Here is a 17,188-nt window from a genome sequence, read left to right as displayed (position 1 = left end):
CTCTTTGGCCGGTCCGGACAATGCGCCAAAACTCATACCGGCTATTGTAATCGGTATGTCCAACTGAATCGGCTTTTTGGCAAAACGCGTGCCTAACGTCACCGAGGTTTCACAACGCTCACGGTAGCCTTCCAAAGGGTAACGGCTGACGGAGGCCCCAAGAAACAGCAGATCATCAAAATGAGGTACTCTGCGCTTAGCACCGCCGCCGCGAATATCGTAGATTCCGGTCGCCGCGGCGCGGCGTATCTCGGCATTAACTTCATTGGTGAATGTAGCCGACTGGATCGGCAGGGTGCGTGGGATGGTTGTGTCCATGTCTTTCATACCCTTGTTGGTCAGTAGGCCGCTGTGTTGTCGACGTCAAAATTATAGAGCTTGCGAGCAGAGCCGTAACGCTTGAACTCTTCAGGTTTGGCGTCTGCACCTGCGCGTTCCAGAAGATCTTTCAGAATTTCGATATGCTCTGGCCGCATCTCTTTCTCTACGCAATCTGCGCCTAAACTTTTGACTGAACCGCGCACAAAAAGACGAGCTTCATACAGCGAGTCTCCCAACGCGTCGCCCGCATCTCCGCAAACAACCAGATTGCCTGCCTGGGCCATAAAGGCGGACATATGGCCAATGTTGCCGTGCACCACGATATCGATACCTTTCATCGAAATACCGCAACGGGACGAAGCATTACCCTTGATCACCAATAGCCCGCCATGACCAGTCGCACCGGCATACTGGCTGGCGTCGCCCTCGATAACAACAGTGCCGGACATCATATTTTCGGCCGCACCGGGGCCTACCGATCCTTCGACCTTGATTGTCGCCTGCTGGTTCATTCCGGCGCAGTAATAACCAGTCGAACCTTTGACCGTCACTTCAATTGGCGCATCCAAACCTACAGCAATCGCATGGCTTCCTTTGGGATTGACAACCTGCCAACTGGTCTGGTTTGTCGCGTCACGTTGCGCCTGAAGTGTCGAGTTCAACCCACGCAAACCCTTTTCCGAAATATCATAGGTCTGCATATCAGTGACTCCAGAAATAGACGGTTGCGGGCTCAGGCTCCCAAACGCGGGCTTCTTCTATGCCCGGCAGATTGACCAAGGCGCGGTATTCACTGCCAAAGGCAACATATTGATCTGTTTCCGCCATGACTGCCGGTTTGCAGGCAATTGGGTCACGTACTACACCGAACCCGTCCTTTGTACCCACTACAAAGGTAAAGAACCCGTCCAAATCCTCTAAGCTGCTTTCAAGCGCCTCGCCCAGAGTTGCTCCATTCTGCATCTTCCAGGTCAAATACGCGGCACCCACTTCGGTGTCGTTCATCGACTCCACCCGAACACCTTCGCGTTTCAGCTTACGGCGCAGCGAGTTGTGGTTGGACAGTGAACCATTATGAACCAGACATTGGTCGGCACCTGTATTAAATGGATGTGCGCCTTCAGTCGTCACCGCAGATTCCGTGGCCATCCGGGTATGACCAATACCGTGCGTACCACTCATTGACGACAGATCAAAACGTGCCGCCACATCTTTGGGCAGGCCAACTTCTTTGTAAATTTCGATGACGTCGCCGTCGCTCATCACCCGCATGCCAGGACGCAACTCGCGAATTGCCTGTCGCGCCTGATCTACTTTGGTTGCGTCAAGGCTCAAAACCGCGTGCGTATCATTGGGGCGCATCGTCACCTCGGCGTCGATGACCCGGCCCAAATCACCATCCAAATCGGCAAAATCCGTGTCTGGGTTGTCGGACTGAACTGTCAGTTTAGCCTTATCTTCTGTACCGCCATAGATAGCTATTCCAGCACTGTCCGGCCCCCGATCTGTCATAGTGATCAACATATCCGTCAACATCGAGCCAAGCTGCGGCTCTAATGTTTTGTCCTTAAGAAAAAGGCCGACGATTCCACACATTAGTGAACATCTCCTGTTACGATTTGCGGCGGACGCTAACATCAGGTTATCACGAAGGCAACAAGGGGAAAATTATTTTCATGTTAGGAAATTTTTTGAGCTTGATGTTCCCCCTTATTCAAGTAGGCACATGTTTCCCCTCTCTGAATCCGACCCGACCATGCCTCCGTCACTTTGTCTGTGGGTACGAGATGATCGACAAGTAACGCGCGGGAAGTGAACGAAGCACCTCGGGTCCATGAGGGGAATCTGCGTCAAAAAACAGAGTGTCGCCGGGCCTTAACAGATAGATGGCATCGCCATGCCGATAGTCAATTTCGCCCTCGAGCATGTAAAGCAGTTCAATCCCATCGTGTTGAAAGGTCGGGAAAGTATCAGACACTTCGGTCAGCGTGATCAAGTACGGTTCAACCACGACACCGCTTGCATTTGGACCAAGATGCCCCAACAAATTGTACTGATGCCCTGCCCGCGTTCCGGCCCTTTCGGTTTCGACGCCTTGACCCGCTTTGGTATGCACAGCGTTCCGCGTTTCTTCGTAGCGACGGAAAAACGACGTAATCGGTGTGCTTAGTGCGTTGGCCAGTAGTTGCAGAGTTGTCAGAGACGGCGACGTATAACCATTTTCGATTTTTGACAGCATGCTGATCGACAGGCCAGTCAAACCGGACAATTCGGCAAAAGTCACCCCCTGTTGCACCCTCAGAGCTTTGATCTCCCGCCCAATGGCGGTTTCCAGGTTCTTTTCACCGCTGTCTTTTACTTTGTGGGGGTCCTGTGACAGAACTCCCATTTTTTTGCCTTTGCCGGCCTTGGCCATAGAAGCCCTCCAATACCCAGCCCTTATGGCCGAGCATTCACAGAGTGAAAATTTGTTTCCTGTCAGGGGTCGTCCTGATAAACACCCCTTACCCGAATTCCGCTGATTGAAAAAGCAACGATCTGAAAGCAGAGGCTAGCATGCACCAGATTTCAGCACCTTTGTCAGAACTTGGCATCGATCAGAACAGCCAGATTACGCTGGGATTTCTTGTGTTTGAAGGATTCCCGATGGCCTGCCTCACCTCGGTCATTGAACCGTTGCGGGCCGCCAATGAAATTGCGGGAAGAGATGTATTCAGATGGCAGGTCATTTCAGAGACAGGCGAATCGACATCATCCAGCGCGCAAATTCCGTTTCAGGCGGACTTAGCATTGTGCGATGTCCAGCGGTTAGACATGTTGTTTTTGCTGTCTGAACCGGATGGGAAGTTTGCAAACCCCCATGCATCAAATGGCAGACTGCGGTTTCTGGCAAGACACGGAACCTGCGTCAGCGCCGTAAGCGGCGGCATCTTCCCACTTGCGCGATCAGGTCTGTTAGATCGGCAGATTTGCTCTGTGCATTGGTGCTACAGAACTGCGTTCGAGGCGGAGTTTCCTGAACTTGAGACAACTGATGACGTCATTGTTTTGGGCAAAAACTGTTGTACCGCTTCCGGCGCTGCAGCGGCTTTTGATCTGTCTTTACATCTGGTCGAATTAGCCTTTGGAGAGGCTGCAATGACCGAAGTCGCCTGCTGGTTCCAGCACCCTTCAATCCGCAGCCCAGGGGTCCGGCAAAAAACACCAGCATTTCAAACGGACGACATAGCCGACCATATGCCTGACATGGTTTCAAAAGCTATTCAGTTGTTCTCTGATAACCTCGAGTTTCCGCTAACTACACGCGAGGTCGCCCGTCGTGTAGGAGTTTCAGCACGCCATCTGGAACGCAGTTTCCGGCAGGCCACAGGACAGAGCCCCGGGGGTTACTACCGGCTAGTACGTCTACGTGCCGCAAGACAGCTTGTTATCTATACCCAGGACCCGCTTACCTCGATCGCGCACGCCGTGGGCTATACGAACCCGACATCAATGTCGCGCAACTATGTTGAACACTTTGGTACCTCGCCACGGCAAGACCGACAAGATCACAACCGGTTCCGGGTCAGACGAGACACACATTTAAATTGAGCAACAATTAGACCGGACAAACAGCCTGAGCAACTTCGACCAATGCATGATGCAAAGATCCTGCAGATGACCGTGGACCCAGTACCGAATACTCGAAACCTGCTTTGCGGCACCAAAGATAGCAGCCAATGTGATGGATGGTCGTTCGGGTTGCTGTGTCGGAATTCATTGCCCGGACGTCCACGTTACACAATCTTTCGAAAAGGTCGCCAGCCGCTGAACCTGTGATATCGAAGCGCCCCCACGCGTCAGTCTGTTCAACAACCGATGCCGTTTCACCCGCGACAGGCTTGAGTTCTTGGGCAATCAATTCGTGACCAGTGTGATCCGCTTCAATCATCCAGCTGCTTGGGGCAATCCATATCGCACCATAAGTTTCACCAACCACAGACTTACCCGGCCCCGGCAAATCGCACCCGATAAAGGCACTTACTTGTGCAGTGCAAGCCGTTTCATGCCCAAGGCGCGCTGTCAACGTAGCCAAGGCCCGCGCAGGGTTTTCGGTGATCGACAACCCGGCAAAGTTATCGGTTTTGGGCTCTGTACGTCCAAGTGGCGTGATGGCTTTCAGTTTATGCACGCTGACGTCCTCCGTCCGGGTCGACAAAATGAGCACTTACAACTTCAACCTTGACCTCAGTACCTTCGAGCGGATTGGCCAACCGCAAAACTTCGCCCGTACGCTCTGCCCCATCTTTCAAATACCCGATGCCGATCGAGCTTTGCAGAACCGGGGAAAAAGCCGCCGATGTGACATATCCCTGATCGTGTGCTGCATCTACTGGGCCGTCTGCCTTCATAAGATGCCCCCCCGCAACCACTTGCTGACCAGGGTCGACGGGTTTGAACCCAACCAAACGCAGTGCATCGGGTTGATTCAATCCTTCTCGCTCGCTCATGATATTGCCGATGCAATCTTTCTTTTTGCTGACAATTCGGCCCATTCCAAGATTTAATGCAGTAGTGGTTCCATTCAGCTCATTTCCGGCTGCGTGCCCTTTTTCGATCCTCATGACGCCAAGAGCTTCGGTGCCATATGGAACAACATCAAATTCCTCTCCGGCCTCCATTAACGCGCGTATCATCGCGTCACCGTAACGTGTAGGCACCGCGATCTCATAAGCCAACTCGCCCGAAAACGAGATTCGGAACAGCCTCGCACGGCAGCCTTCGCAAATGGTGATTTCGGCGCAGGACATAAACGGGAATGCTTCATTCGAAAGATCGAAACCGGCATCGACAATTTTTTCCAGAAGCTTGCGGGAATTAGGGCCAGCAACCGCATATTGCGCCCAAGCCTCGGTCGTGGAGATCAACTGCACATCCAGATCAGGCCATAGGCATTGCCGCGCAAACTCCATCCGGCGATAGACTAGAACCGCATTCGCCGTGGTTGTCGTTACAACAAAGTGATCCTCGGCCAATCGTGCGGCTGTTCCATCGTCATATGCAATGCCATCCTCGCGCAGCATCAGGCCATAGCGAACTTTGCCAACAGCCAGTTTGGCGAAACCGTTGGCATAGATCTTGTTTAGGAACTCCGCGGCATCCGCTCCCTGCACATCAATCTTTCCCAGGGTGGTCACGTCGCAAACACCAACAGAAGCTCTGGTCTGCAACACCTCTCGATCTACTGACTGCCTCCAATGAGTCTCACCCTCTTTCGGAAACCATTGTGCGCGCAGCCAATCACCGACCTCAGTGAACACCGCGCCTTGCTCAATTGCCCACTTGTGACTGGGGGTCTCGCGCACAGGATGGAAATGCTTGCCAACTGCTCGGCCCGCCAACGCGCCCATAGCCACAGGTGTATAGGGAGGGCGGAAGATGGTCGTACCTGTCTCTGGAATTGATTTGCCTGTCAACTCTGCCATCACTGCCAGACCGGCCATGTTGCTGGTCTTTCCTTGGTCGGTCGCCATGCCCAGAGTGGTGTAACGCTTCAAGTGTTCAACCGAGACGTAATTCTCCTGATGTGCCAGTTTCACGTCCTTGACAGTTACGTCGTTTTGCAGGTCGATCCAAGCTCGACCTTTTCCTTCGGAAACGTGCCAAAAAGGCCGCAGTTTCACAGGAGAGTCTTTTGCCTCGGGCAATTCCGGTGCTCCTGCCGGGATGTCCAGATCGGACAGTGCGGCAATCGCTCCCTCGGCACCAGTTCGCAACGCGCCATAAGTAGACATTGCACCCGCGGCTGCCCCTGCCACTGACATACCAACAGGAAGATTGTCGCCCGGAACAAATGCTGCAAGACCTTCGTCCCATTTCGGTCGCCCGCGTTGATGACACGTCAGGTGCACATTTGGGTTCCAGCCTCCGGACACAGCCAGCCCGCCGCAAACGATCTCTCGTGTAAAGCCTTTGTCCGTACGGATCGTAACCGAGTTTAGACCAAGCCTTCCTTTGCTACCAATTACTTGCGCACCAGCAAATAGTTCCGTTCCGTCCACACTTGGCGCATCTGCCCGAGTGTCGATGACAGCGGTAACATGCACACCTTTGGCGATTAGGTCGGCAGCTGTACGATGGCCATCATCGTTATTGGTGAAGACAGCGACCTGTTCATGAGCGCGCACGGCCCAACGATTAGCATAGGCGCGCATCGCACCAGCCAACATAATCCCGGGTCGGTCATTGTTGGAAAAAGCAATCGGTCGCTCTGTTGCTCCGGCGCAGAGCAGCGCACGCTTCGAATAGATGCGCCACATGATCTGTCGAGGCTGCCCACTGGCGGGTGTTGGTAGGTGATCTGCAATACGCTCAACAGCCCCGTAAATACCGTGGTCAAATGCTCCGATAACCGTGGTTCGCGGCAGTACTCGAACGTTGTCCATCGCCGATAGCTCTGCCAACGCATGCGCGGCCCAGTCCGACGCGGCAACGCCGCCAACTTCAATCGATTCTGCGTTCAACCGTCCGCCGAGTACGAAATCCTCGTCGGCCAGAATAACCCGCGCACCGGCACGACCTGCTGTAAGCGCCGCCATCAAGCCCGCAGGCCCGGCCCCAATCACCAGTAAATCGCAGTGCAGAAAACCTTTGTCATAAACATCCGGATCATCTTCACCTGTAATGCTCCCAAGACCGGCAGCATTTCGAATAATAGGCTCATACAACTTTTCCCAGAAAGCTTTGGGCCACATAAAGGTCTTGTAATAGAACCCCGCAGTCAGAAAGTTGCTGAACAAGTCGTTTATCGATAACACGTCGCGTTCCAGCGAGGGCCAGCGGTTCTGCGAATTGGCGGCTAGACCATCATACAACTCGGCCACGGTCGCTCTTGTGTTCGGCTCTTGCCTACCACCGCTGCGCAGCTCAACCAGCGCGTTGGGTTCTTCCGAGCCAGACGTCAATACCCCTCTCGGGCGGTGATACTTAAATGACCGACCCATAAGCCGCACGCCATTGGCCAGCAGAGCAGAGGCGAGTGTATCGCCCGGATGCCCTTGAAAGCGTTTACCGTCGAACTTGAAACTCAGGCTTTGGTCGTGATCAATAAGACCGCCGTTCAGTCGGTTTATTTGTTTGTTCATCGTCCGCGCCCCCGTGCCCGGGCTACGTCACGGGCCAGTTCAACCGAAGTAATTTCATGCGTCAGCGTATTGCGCGTTACTACCAACCACGACCGGTCCCCTTGTTCGTGATACCAAAGCTCGCGATGCTCGCCAGCCGGATTATCGCGCAAATAGAGATAGTCGTGAAATGCCTCCGCTGCGTTTTCAGCTTGCCAATCCGGACGGTCGATTAAGGTGGCATCGCCTAGGTAGACAAACTCCTGCGCGTCCCGGGGGCCAAGAAGCGGGTGATCAATTATCATAAGCGGCCTCCTTTCAGTGCAGGTTGGGCTGAGCGCCCACACCTTTTTCATCGATCATTCGACCAGAACGAAATCGATCCAATCGGAAGGCGGTTGCCACCTCATGCGGACGATCGGTGGACAGCAGATGAGCAAAACACCAGCCCGAGGCCGGCGTTGCCTTGAAGCCGCCGTAGCACCAACCACCGTTGAAATAGAGACCCTCGACTTGCGTCCGGTCGATAAAGGGCGATCCGTCCATCGACATGTCCATCACCCCGCCCCATCCACGCAGCAGCCGCACCCGGCCAAGCGCCGGGATCAGAGCGACACCGCTTTCGATTACATCCTCGACCACTGGCAGATTTCCCCGCTGGGCATAGGTGTTGTACATGTCGATATCGCCGCCAAATACCAATCCTCCTTTGTCCGACTGGCTACAGTAGAAGTGGCCAGCGCCAAAAGTGATGACACCAGGAATTATGGGTTTCAGTCCCTCCGAAACAAACGCCTGCAACACATGGCTTTCAATCGGCAGTCGCATTCCGGCTTTCTCCATCACCCGACTGGATGACCCTGCCACGGCAACACCGACCTTTTTCGCACCGATATATCCGCGGGAAGTTTCAACACCCAAAATCTTCCCATTCTCTATGCGAAACCCTGTCACCTCACAGTTTTGGATGATGTCGACGCCGCGTTGGTCCGCTCCACGTGCGTAACCCCAAGCGACAGCATCGTGACGTACAGTGCCCCCGCGTCGGTGCAGCAGACCACCTTTAATCGGAAAACGGGCATTGCTGAAGTTTAGGAAAGGGTACAACGCTCTTACCCCGGCTGTATCAAGCAACTCTGCATCGGATCCATTTAGGATCATTGCGTTGCCTCGCCTCCTTGCCGCGTCACGTTGTGCATCTGTATGAACGAGGTTGAGGATTCCACGCTGGCTGACCATAGCGTTGAAATTGAAGTCCTGTTCCAATCCCTCCCACAATTTCAGCGAGAATTCATAGAAAGGCTCATTCCCATCAAGAAGATAGTTTGACCGTATGATGGTTGTATTTCGACCCACATTGCCGCCGCCGATCCAACCTTTTTCAAGAACTGCTATACGCGCATGACCAAATTCCTTGGCCAAATAATAAGCAGTCGCCAGGCCATGCCCACCGCCGCCCACAACGACAAAATCATACTCGTTTTTGGGTTCGGGATCCCGCCATGCGGGGGTCCAGCCCTTGTGGCCTGTCAAGGCCTCCTTAATGACTCGAAATCCAGAATACCGCATTCCTGCCTCGCCAATGTTTCAAACATCATTGAACATTGTAATTGCCATCGCCCAGCAATTTTGCGGTGTTCACTTGAAGTTTTGCGTCATCCAAAGAGACGCTGCCGTTTTGGCCTTTGAAGATTCCGCGAGCGCGATTGAACGACTGCCGCACGCGGAAGGGCATCCGGCAAACTGAGATCACGCCCGAATAATGTTCACTAAGGCAGGACCAACGATGTTCTGCACGAGCGAGTTTCAACTAGGAAGTGGTTGAAGCCGCGCAACCACCGCAGAGCTTGACAGAATTTCAACAATCAGATCACGTCTGACCACCAGATATTCGGAGGCAAAATGCGCATTATCAAAAACCCACACCGAGCGGGTAATAAACTGGCGCCATCTGCTCCATATCCCTCTACCGACGCCACGCGTGTTGCAGACCTTCTTTCATTGTGTCCAGCTGCCAAAGAAACGCCACTGGTCGACGCCTCGGATCTGGCTCAGGTCGCGCATCTTTGGGTCAAGGATGAAAGAGCCCGTATGAACCTTGGTTCATTCAAGGCATTGGGTGCCGCATATGTAATTGCACGCCACGCCGCCGAAAAATCAGACGAACCGGGGTTCGATACGTTGACCGGATCTACTTATGTCACTGCCAGCGCAGGGAACCACGGAATGAGCGTAGCGGCAGGTGCCAGAATATTCGGTGCCAAAGCAGTTGTTTTCATCGCCGAAACCGTTCCCGAAAGCTTTGCTGAGCGGTTACGTGAACAGGGTGCATCCGTTGTTCGAAGTGGTGCTGATTACGCTGCCAGTATGGAGGCGGCAAATAATGCGGCCGACGAAAATGGCTGGACATTGCTTTCGGACAGCTCGTGGGAAGGTTACTTTGAAATACCATACACTCTGATGGAAGGGTATCTACAAATGGCGGCAGAGGCCGTTGCGCAATGTCCGGAGACGCCTACGCACATAATATTGCAGGCCGGTGTGGGCGGATTGGCTGGCGCAGTGGCGGCTTACTCACGCACCGTATGGGGAGATGCCCCAAAGATAGTCGTTGTCGAGCCCGAAGCAGCACCTGCGCTGCAATCTAGTATTGCTGCGGGTAAGTGCGTTTTTGCTGACGGACCAGACAGCATCATGGGACGGCTTGACTGCAAGGAACCTTCGCTGATCGCCTTAAATGGGTTAGCCCGTGACGCGGACTTGTTTTTGACCCTGTCAGATGACGAGGTGTCCGAACAACTTGGCACTCTTGCTGCACTAGGGCTGGAAACCACAGCTTCTGGCGGTGCCGGTGTAGCTGCGGTTATGAATGATGCGGCTCGGCATTCTATGGAGATCGAGGATCGTTCTCGTGTTTTGTGCTTTTTGTCTGAGGTCGCTGAATGAGGGGGTTTGAACCGAGCGAATTCCAGACACGTGTGATGCGAGCTCAAGACTTAATGCAGAGAGCTGGCTTATCTGCTTTGTTACTGACTACCGAGACTGACGTAAGGTACTTTACCGGTTTTCTGACGCGGTTTTGGGAAAGTCCGACGCGTCCCTGGTATCTTGTCTTACCTGCATCCGGAAAACCCGTAGCTGTGATCCCGTCTATCGGAGCCGCGCTTATGGGCCAGACGTGGCTGGACGATATCAGAACCTGGAGCGCGCCAGACTTGCAGGATGACGGCGTCACACTATTAGCTGACGCATTGCAGGAACTGACACCCGCTGACGCCGACATCGGGATGCCGGATGGGCACGAGACCCACGCCCGTATGCCAATGGCAGATATACAGAGTTTGAAAGAAGCGCTTGGTACTCGCCACATCACGGGTGATATGGGCATTTTGCGCAAATTACGAATGGTCAAATCCGTCGCCGAGATCGAAAAGATTGAAACCGCGTGCAGCATCGCGGGCCGTGCTTTTGCTCGGGTGCCCGAGATCGCAAAACCCGGGGTGCCGCTGGACGCAATCTTCAGAAAGTTTCAAATTCTCTGCCTGGAGGAAGGAGCTGACTGGGTACCTTATCTTGCCGGAGGCGCAGAACACGGCGGTTATACCGACGTCATCTCGCCAGCACACCCGACACCGCTGGAGCCCGGAGATGTTTTGATGCTGGACACCGGTTTGGTCTTGGATGGCTATTTTTCAGATTTCGACCGAAACTGGTCGATAGGAGCCGCGCATCCTGATGTTAAATCTGCCTATTCTAGGCTGATAGAAGCTTCGGACGCCGCGTTCGAGATTGCGAGACCCGGAGCAACAGCCGCAAATTTGTTCAGTGCAATGAACGACGTGCTGACCAATCAATCTGAAGGCACGGATGCGGGGCGACTGGGGCATGGGTTGGGTATGTCGCTGACCGAGTGGCCATCACTCATCCCTACGGATCATACCGTGCTGAAAGCGGGAATGGTTCTCACACTTGAACCCGGTATCGCTGTCGGAGGAAAAATTCTGGTGCATGAGGAAAACATTGTTATTACCGGTAATGGTCCTCGCTTTATCAGCCCGAGAGTTGGACCAGATTTGATCGAGCTATGACACGAATACCCTACTCACTCGACCAGGATGATCCGGCAGCTTCGCCGATAGGGCTGATTCTATTGCAAACGGACGAAACACTGGAGCCCGAGTTTAGCCAGTACTTCTCGGACCGGGCTTTCCCAATCCACGTTACCCGCATTCCAAGTGGTGTCGAAGTAACCAAAGACAGTCTGGCTGAAATGGAAACAGCTCTGCCTGCGGCGGCGCGCTTGTTGCCTAGTGCTCGACCATATCGTGTTATTGGATATGGGTGCACTTCGGCCAGCTCCGTCATCGGATCAGATCGGGTTGCGCAGTTGGTGAAACAGACTTGCGACACGGCTGAGGTCACAAACCCGCTACTGGCGGCAACGGCTTGTGCAAAGGAATTGGGCGTTTCAAAATTTGCTTTGCTTTCGCCGTATATTGAAGAAGTCAACATACCGTTGCGTAAGGCATTTTCCGAAAACGGAATATCAACGGATATCTTCGGTACGTTTGGCGAAGCCGAAGAAGCCAAGGTTGCGCGCATTTCCGAACAATCGATCATTGAAGCAGCATGCCGCCTGGGCTCTGACCCGTCTGTCGATGCAATTTTCCTGAGTTGCACCAACCTTCGAACTTATGCGGCAATTCCGCAGATTCGTAAAAAAACCGGTAAACCCGTGCTGTCCAGCAACCAAAGCTTAGCCTGGCATATGCAACGCCTAAATAGTATCAATTGATATAGTAAATAGAAGTCAAACAACGTGATTTTTGCATTCTATGTTGCAAACCAAGTATTGTTTGGTCTTAACTGCTTCTCATTGATCAATGAGGTCCGACACTCTCGGATAATCATTTGACGAAACAGGGGGTCTTGTGGCCGAAACAACGAACGACGCCGCGTTTGTCGAATTTCAACGCGTTCAGAAGTCTTATGACGGCGAAAATCTCGTCGTTAAAGATCTTAATCTAGCAATGCCAAAAGGTGAGTTTCTCACGATGCTCGGCCCTTCCGGATCTGGCAAGACGACCTGCCTTATGATGCTGGCTGGCTTCGAGACAGCCACACATGGGGAAATCCTGCTCGACGGGCGACCGATCAACAACATTCCGCCGCACAAGCGGGGTATTGGCATGGTGTTCCAGAACTATGCCCTATTTCCGCACATGACCGTGGCCGAAAACCTTTCTTTTCCGCTTGAGGTTCGCAAATTGAGCAAATCCGACCGCGAAGCGAAAGTTAGCCGTGCGCTGGATATGGTGCAGATGGGAGCGTTCGGCGGTCGTCGTCCTGCCCAGCTTTCCGGAGGACAACAACAGCGCATTGCGCTAGCCCGAGCATTGGTGTTCGAACCCGAACTGGTGCTCATGGATGAGCCCCTTGGTGCGTTGGACAAACAGCTGCGAGAGCATATGCAGTTCGAAATCACTCGTCTTGCACACGAACTGGGCATTACCACGGTTTATGTGACGCATGACCAGACCGAAGCGCTCACCATGTCTGACCGCGTCGCAGTTTTTGACGACGGCCGAATTCAACAGTTGGCGCCGCCCGATCAACTGTACGAAGAGCCAGAGAACAGTTTCGTGGCGCAATTCATTGGCGAGAACAACACTCTCGAAGGTGTAGTGAAATCCATCCAAGGCGACACGTGTCTGGTTCAGTTGGATGACGGATCGGAGATTGATGCTGTGCCGATCAATGTTCACGACGCTGGTGAACGCACCAAAGTGTCCATTCGTCCGGAGCGCGTTGAATTCAACAAGGATCGTCTACATGCCGATGCACACACTCTGAAGGCAACGGTGAGAGAATTCATCTATATGGGTGATGTCTTCCGTTTTCGTATGTCCGTGGCTGGCAATGACGAATTCATAGTCAAAACCCGCAATGCACCTGATGCTGTCCGGCTGAAACCCGGGCAAGAAATCGAAATCGGGTGGTTGCCCCAGGATTGTCGTGCGCTCGACGCATAGACCAAGTCACGCAAAGCAGACGTGGCTGTACTGAGGGACCGGCTGGTGAAAACCCGTGCATCGGCCGATCAAACAAATAAACGGGAAGTACTGGGAGTAACAAATGAAACCAACTAAATCACTGCTTACTGCGGCTGCATTGGCGACTGCGGCCAGCGGCGTGTCAGCACAGGAAATGACAATTGTTTCTTGGGGGGGCGCCTATTCCAAGTCGCAACTCAAGGCCTATCACGAGCCCTATTCGGAAAAGACCGGTGTCACTATCCTGAACGACGACAGTTCGGCCGAAGCGGTTGCCAAACTGCGCGCAATGAACGAAGCAGGCAACATAACCTGGGACGTAGTTGACGTTGTGGCTGCGGATGCGATCCGCCTGTGCGACGAAGGATTGGCGCTGGAAATCGATCCAGACACACAACTGGCGCCGGCACCTGATGGCACGCCCGCATCCGAGGACTTTGGCGACCTGTTGGTAAGCGAGTGCTTTATTCCACAGATCGTTTATTCGACAACCTTTGGATATCGCACAGATCTTGTTGGTGACACCCCGCCATCAGATATCTGCGCTGTGTTCGACCTTGAGACCTACCCAGGTAAGCGCTCGCTCGAAAAACGTCCGATCAATAACATGGAATGGGCTTTGCTTTGCGACGGAGTGGCAAAAGACGACGTTTATGATGTGCTGGCAACACCCGAAGGGCAGGATCAAGCGCTGGCTAAACTGAACACCATTAAAGACAGTGTAGTGTGGTGGTCCGCGGGTGCGGACACCCCTCAACTTCTGGCTGATGGCGAAGTTGTCATGGGTTCGACCTATAACGGACGTTTGTTCAGCGTAATCGAAGAGCAAAAGCAGCCCGTGGCAATGTTGTGGGACGCGCAGGTATTCGATCTGGACGGCTGGATCATTCCAGCTGGCTTGAGCGAAGAGCGCCAGCAGCGCGCACTGGACTACATCATGTTCGCGACAGACACTCAGCGTCTTGCAGATCAGGCCAAGTATATTTCTTACGGCCCGGCCCGTGCTTCTTCAGCACCGCTGGTCGGTCAGCATGCGGAATTGGGCATCGACATGGCGCCACACATGCCGACCGATCCGGAGAACGCCAAGAACACGTTCCTTTATAACTACGAGTTCTGGGCCGACTACCGTGACGACATCGATGCCAAATTCCAGGCTTGGTTGGCACAATAATACAGGCACCTAGCCTAAATTAAGTCAGAGGGCGGTTCGTCGCCCTCTGACAAGAAAAATCCAAGGGGCAAAGATGACTGACGCAAGCGATAACGCCGGACCCATGCTGGCCGCGGACGGAACACCGCTCAAGCAATCGTTGGCTCGTTCCCTACGGCGCCAAAAATTACGAGCGCTGCTTCTAGTTGCCCCTCTTCTATTGTTTGTTCTGTTTTCATTTATTGTGCCGATCGCCTCAATGCTATTCCGTTCGGTCGAAAACAGTATCGTTTCAGACACCCTGCCTTTAACGGTCGAAGCCCTTGGAAACTGGGACGAAACAAGCGACGAGTTACCTGGCGAAGAGGTTTACGATGCCTTCGTTCGAGACATGGTCGTCGCGATCGAAAACAAAGAACACACACGACTGGGATCGCGCCTGAACTACGAAGAAACCGGAATGTCTTCGATGTTTCGCAGGTCTGGACGTGGTTTGCGAAAGCTAGATCCGGAAACCGACGGACCGTTCAAGGAACAGCTGATCGAAATCCACGAAGGTTGGGGCGATCCGCAGACTTGGAGGGTAATCAAGACGCATTCGCCGCAGGTGACCAATGGTTATTTCTTGAACGCAGTGGATATGCGCCGCACTCCTGAAGGCGCTCAGCCGCAGCCCGAAGACAAACAGATTCTGATAAAACTTTTTGGGCGGACGCTGTTCATGTCGCTGGTAATTACTGGCGCGTGTATTCTTTTGGCCTATCCGGTGAGTTACCTGCTGGCGACGTTGCCAATGCGTGTTTCCAACCTGCTGATGATACTTGTTCTTTTACCTTTCTGGACCTCGCTTCTTGTGCGAACCTCAGCCTGGAAAGTCATGTTGCAACAGCAAGGTGTCATCAACGAAACACTGGTATGGCTCGGACTTGTCGCCGACGATGCGAGACTGGTCATCATAAACAACCAGATCGGTACTATCGTTGCTATGACGCATATCCTGCTGCCGTTCATGATCCTTCCGATGTACTCGGTGATGCAAACAATACCCGAGTCTTATACCCGCGCGGCGAAATCCATGGGCGCAACCAATTGGACCACGTTTTGGCGCATCTATTTCCCACAATCCATTCCAGGTATCGGAGCCGGTTCTATACTCGTCTTTATCTTGGCAATTGGGTACTACATCACCCCGGAAATCGTCGGCGGTACAAAGGGTGTCTTTATTTCGAACCGGATCGCCTATCACATCTCCTCTTCGCTGAACTGGGGATTGGCGGCGGCCTTGGGCACGATCCTTCTTGCCGTCGTTCTGCTACTCTACTGGGTCTACGACAAAATCGTGGGCATCGATAACGTGAAGCTGGGATAAACGACATGGCCGCTTTGACACCGATATCCCGCAAACCTTTGTCGATGGTTCTTCCCAGCGTTGCTTTGGCTGGCGCATTTGCCGGTATGTTCGTTGGTGCCGGCAATGGCTCGATCATTCTAGGAGTTTTGGCAGGAGCTGCACTGATAGCAGCTTTGGCATGGTTCTACATCACCGTCCTCAAGAATGAAAAAATGGCGCGGTGGATCAACATCATCGGGTTTGGCGCGGGCGGGTTCGCAATTGCCGGCCCATTGGGTGGCGTGCTGGGCTTGCTAGGAGGATGGTTCTTTGCTTGGTTCATATATTGGCTTTACGAAGGGCGATATCGTCGCAAACTTTTGCCCTATCTGACAGCGAAACAGGTCTTTTACCACTATCTGTTCCGGGTAATCTGCGGGGCGATCTTCATATTCCTGATCACGCCGATTCTTGTGGTTTTGCCCCTTTCCTTCAACGCGCAAGACTTCTTTACATTTACCCCAGAAATGCTGCGTTTGGATCCTGAAGGGTACTCGCTCAAACACTATCGGGATTTCTTTACCAACAATGAATGGCAACGCAGTTTCAAGAACTCGCTGATCATCGCGCCGATTGCGACAATTATTTCAGTTACATTGGGTACATTGGCAGCCATTGGCCTTAGCCAGTCACACGTGCCGGGGCGGCGGGCAATCATGGGTATTCTGATCTCGCCAATGATTGTGCCGCTGATTATTTCTGCAACTGGGATGTTCTTCTTCTATAGCGATATAGGCCGGTTCCTTGAGGGTACGCTGGGTATGAACAAGAACTTTGTCGGTTACTTGAAAGTGATCCTGGCACATGCGGTTCTTGGGATTCCGTTTGTCATCATCACGGTCACCGCTACGTTGGTCGGTTTTGATCGGTCCCTAACCCGAGCTGCGGCGAACATGGGAGCTGGCCCTGTTCGTACTTTCTTTAAGATTCAGATGCCCCTGATATTGCCGGGCGTTATCTCGGGCGGCCTATTTGCCTTTATCACTTCATTTGACGAAGTCGTCGTTGTTCTGTTCGTCGGCTCGGCTAGCCAGAAAACACTTCCTTGGCAGATGTTCACCGGATTACGCGAACAGATCAGCCCGACGATTCTGGCGGTGGCGACGATCCTTGTTGTTCTTTCAATTGCACTGCTTACCACAGTGGAATTGTTGCGACGTCGATCAGA

General features: G+C 53.2%; 15 protein-coding genes and 1 pseudogene. 8 read left to right on the top strand and 8 right to left on the bottom strand.

Features of this window, described 5'->3' with window-relative positions; translation table 11 throughout:
- The 4 genes and pseudogenes from AC2FNE_RS22480 to AC2FNE_RS22465 all read right to left on the bottom strand — a co-directional run.
- A pseudogene (locus AC2FNE_RS22480) lies at nt 1–318 on the bottom strand (FMN-binding glutamate synthase family protein); the annotation flags it as partial.
- Between the two features lie 20 nt (nt 319–338).
- On the bottom strand, nt 339–1,022 hold the full coding sequence (locus AC2FNE_RS22475; protein WP_170605529.1) for a GltB/FmdC/FwdC-like GXGXG domain-containing protein: 684 nt from the start codon (nt 1,020–1,022) through the stop codon (nt 339–341).
- 1 nt (nt 1,023) lies between these two features.
- Nucleotides 1,024–1,917 (bottom strand): class II glutamine amidotransferase, encoded by an 894-nt coding sequence (locus AC2FNE_RS22470; protein WP_170605531.1) that lies wholly within the window; start codon nt 1,915–1,917, stop codon nt 1,024–1,026.
- Between the two features lie 169 nt (nt 1,918–2,086).
- A complete protein-coding gene (locus tag AC2FNE_RS22465) occupies nt 2,087–2,737 on the bottom strand; it encodes a helix-turn-helix domain-containing protein (RefSeq protein WP_496806335.1) in 651 nt (216 codons plus the stop codon).
- A gap of 140 nt (nt 2,738–2,877) precedes the next feature.
- Here AC2FNE_RS22465 and AC2FNE_RS22460 point away from each other — a divergent pair, with 140 nt between their 5' ends.
- Entirely contained in the window at nt 2,878–3,912 is a 1,035-nt protein-coding gene (locus tag AC2FNE_RS22460; protein WP_496806334.1) for a GlxA family transcriptional regulator, read from the top strand.
- Between the two features lie 7 nt (nt 3,913–3,919).
- On the opposite strand, the gene AC2FNE_RS22455 is transcribed toward AC2FNE_RS22460, so the two are convergent.
- From AC2FNE_RS22455 to AC2FNE_RS22440, 4 genes are read right to left on the bottom strand one after another with little or no spacing between them, the layout of a single operon-like run.
- A complete protein-coding gene (locus AC2FNE_RS22455; protein ID WP_170605535.1) occupies nt 3,920–4,492 on the bottom strand; it encodes a sarcosine oxidase subunit gamma in 573 nt (190 codons plus the stop codon).
- On the bottom strand, nt 4,485–7,445 hold the full coding sequence (locus AC2FNE_RS22450) for a sarcosine oxidase subunit alpha family protein (protein WP_170605537.1): 2,961 nt from the start codon (nt 7,443–7,445) through the stop codon (nt 4,485–4,487). The genes AC2FNE_RS22455 and AC2FNE_RS22450 overlap by 8 nt, the downstream gene beginning before the upstream one ends.
- Complete coding sequence (locus tag AC2FNE_RS22445) at nt 7,442–7,729, bottom strand: sarcosine oxidase subunit delta (RefSeq protein WP_170479921.1); 288 nt, start codon at nt 7,727–7,729, stop codon at nt 7,442–7,444. Before AC2FNE_RS22445 ends, AC2FNE_RS22450 begins: the two co-directional genes overlap by 4 nt.
- A gap of 13 nt (nt 7,730–7,742) precedes the next feature.
- Nucleotides 7,743–8,993, bottom strand: a complete 1,251-nt coding sequence (locus tag AC2FNE_RS22440) for a sarcosine oxidase subunit beta family protein (RefSeq protein ID WP_496806333.1) — start codon at nt 8,991–8,993, stop codon at nt 7,743–7,745.
- 333 nt (nt 8,994–9,326) lie between these two features.
- On the opposite strand from AC2FNE_RS22440, the gene AC2FNE_RS22435 reads away from it, so the two are divergent.
- From AC2FNE_RS22435 to AC2FNE_RS22405, 7 genes are all read left to right on the top strand, one after another.
- Nucleotides 9,327–10,370 carry a pyridoxal-phosphate dependent enzyme gene (locus tag AC2FNE_RS22435; protein ID WP_496806332.1) on the top strand — a complete coding sequence of 348 codons (1,044 nt, stop codon included), beginning with the start codon at nt 9,327–9,329 and terminating at the stop codon, nt 10,368–10,370.
- Nucleotides 10,367–11,512 carry a M24 family metallopeptidase gene (locus AC2FNE_RS22430; RefSeq protein WP_170605543.1) on the top strand — a complete coding sequence of 382 codons (1,146 nt, stop codon included), beginning with the start codon at nt 10,367–10,369 and terminating at the stop codon, nt 11,510–11,512. Before AC2FNE_RS22435 ends, AC2FNE_RS22430 begins: the two co-directional genes overlap by 4 nt.
- Nucleotides 11,509–12,219: a maleate cis-trans isomerase family protein gene (locus AC2FNE_RS22425; RefSeq protein ID WP_496806331.1), complete on the top strand. Its 711-nt coding sequence runs from the start codon at nt 11,509–11,511 to the stop codon at nt 12,217–12,219. The genes AC2FNE_RS22430 and AC2FNE_RS22425 overlap by 4 nt, the downstream gene beginning before the upstream one ends.
- A 136-nt stretch (nt 12,220–12,355) precedes the next feature.
- Entirely contained in the window at nt 12,356–13,456 is a 1,101-nt protein-coding gene (locus tag AC2FNE_RS22420; protein WP_170605547.1) for an ABC transporter ATP-binding protein, read from the top strand.
- Nucleotides 13,457–13,559: 103 nt separating this feature from the next.
- Nucleotides 13,560–14,651, top strand: a complete 1,092-nt coding sequence (locus AC2FNE_RS22415) for an extracellular solute-binding protein (RefSeq protein WP_170605549.1) — start codon at nt 13,560–13,562, stop codon at nt 14,649–14,651.
- Nucleotides 14,652–14,724: 73 nt separating this feature from the next.
- Complete coding sequence (locus AC2FNE_RS22410; RefSeq protein WP_170605551.1) at nt 14,725–15,999, top strand: ABC transporter permease; 1,275 nt, start codon at nt 14,725–14,727, stop codon at nt 15,997–15,999.
- Between the two features lie 5 nt (nt 16,000–16,004).
- The coding region (locus tag AC2FNE_RS22405) for an ABC transporter permease (RefSeq protein WP_496806330.1) at nt 16,005–17,188 on the top strand (1,184 nt) is incomplete at its 3' end.

The organism is Ruegeria sp. YKSD179, assembly GCF_059612885.1.
This window is presented reverse-complemented; position numbering and strand designations above follow the sequence as displayed.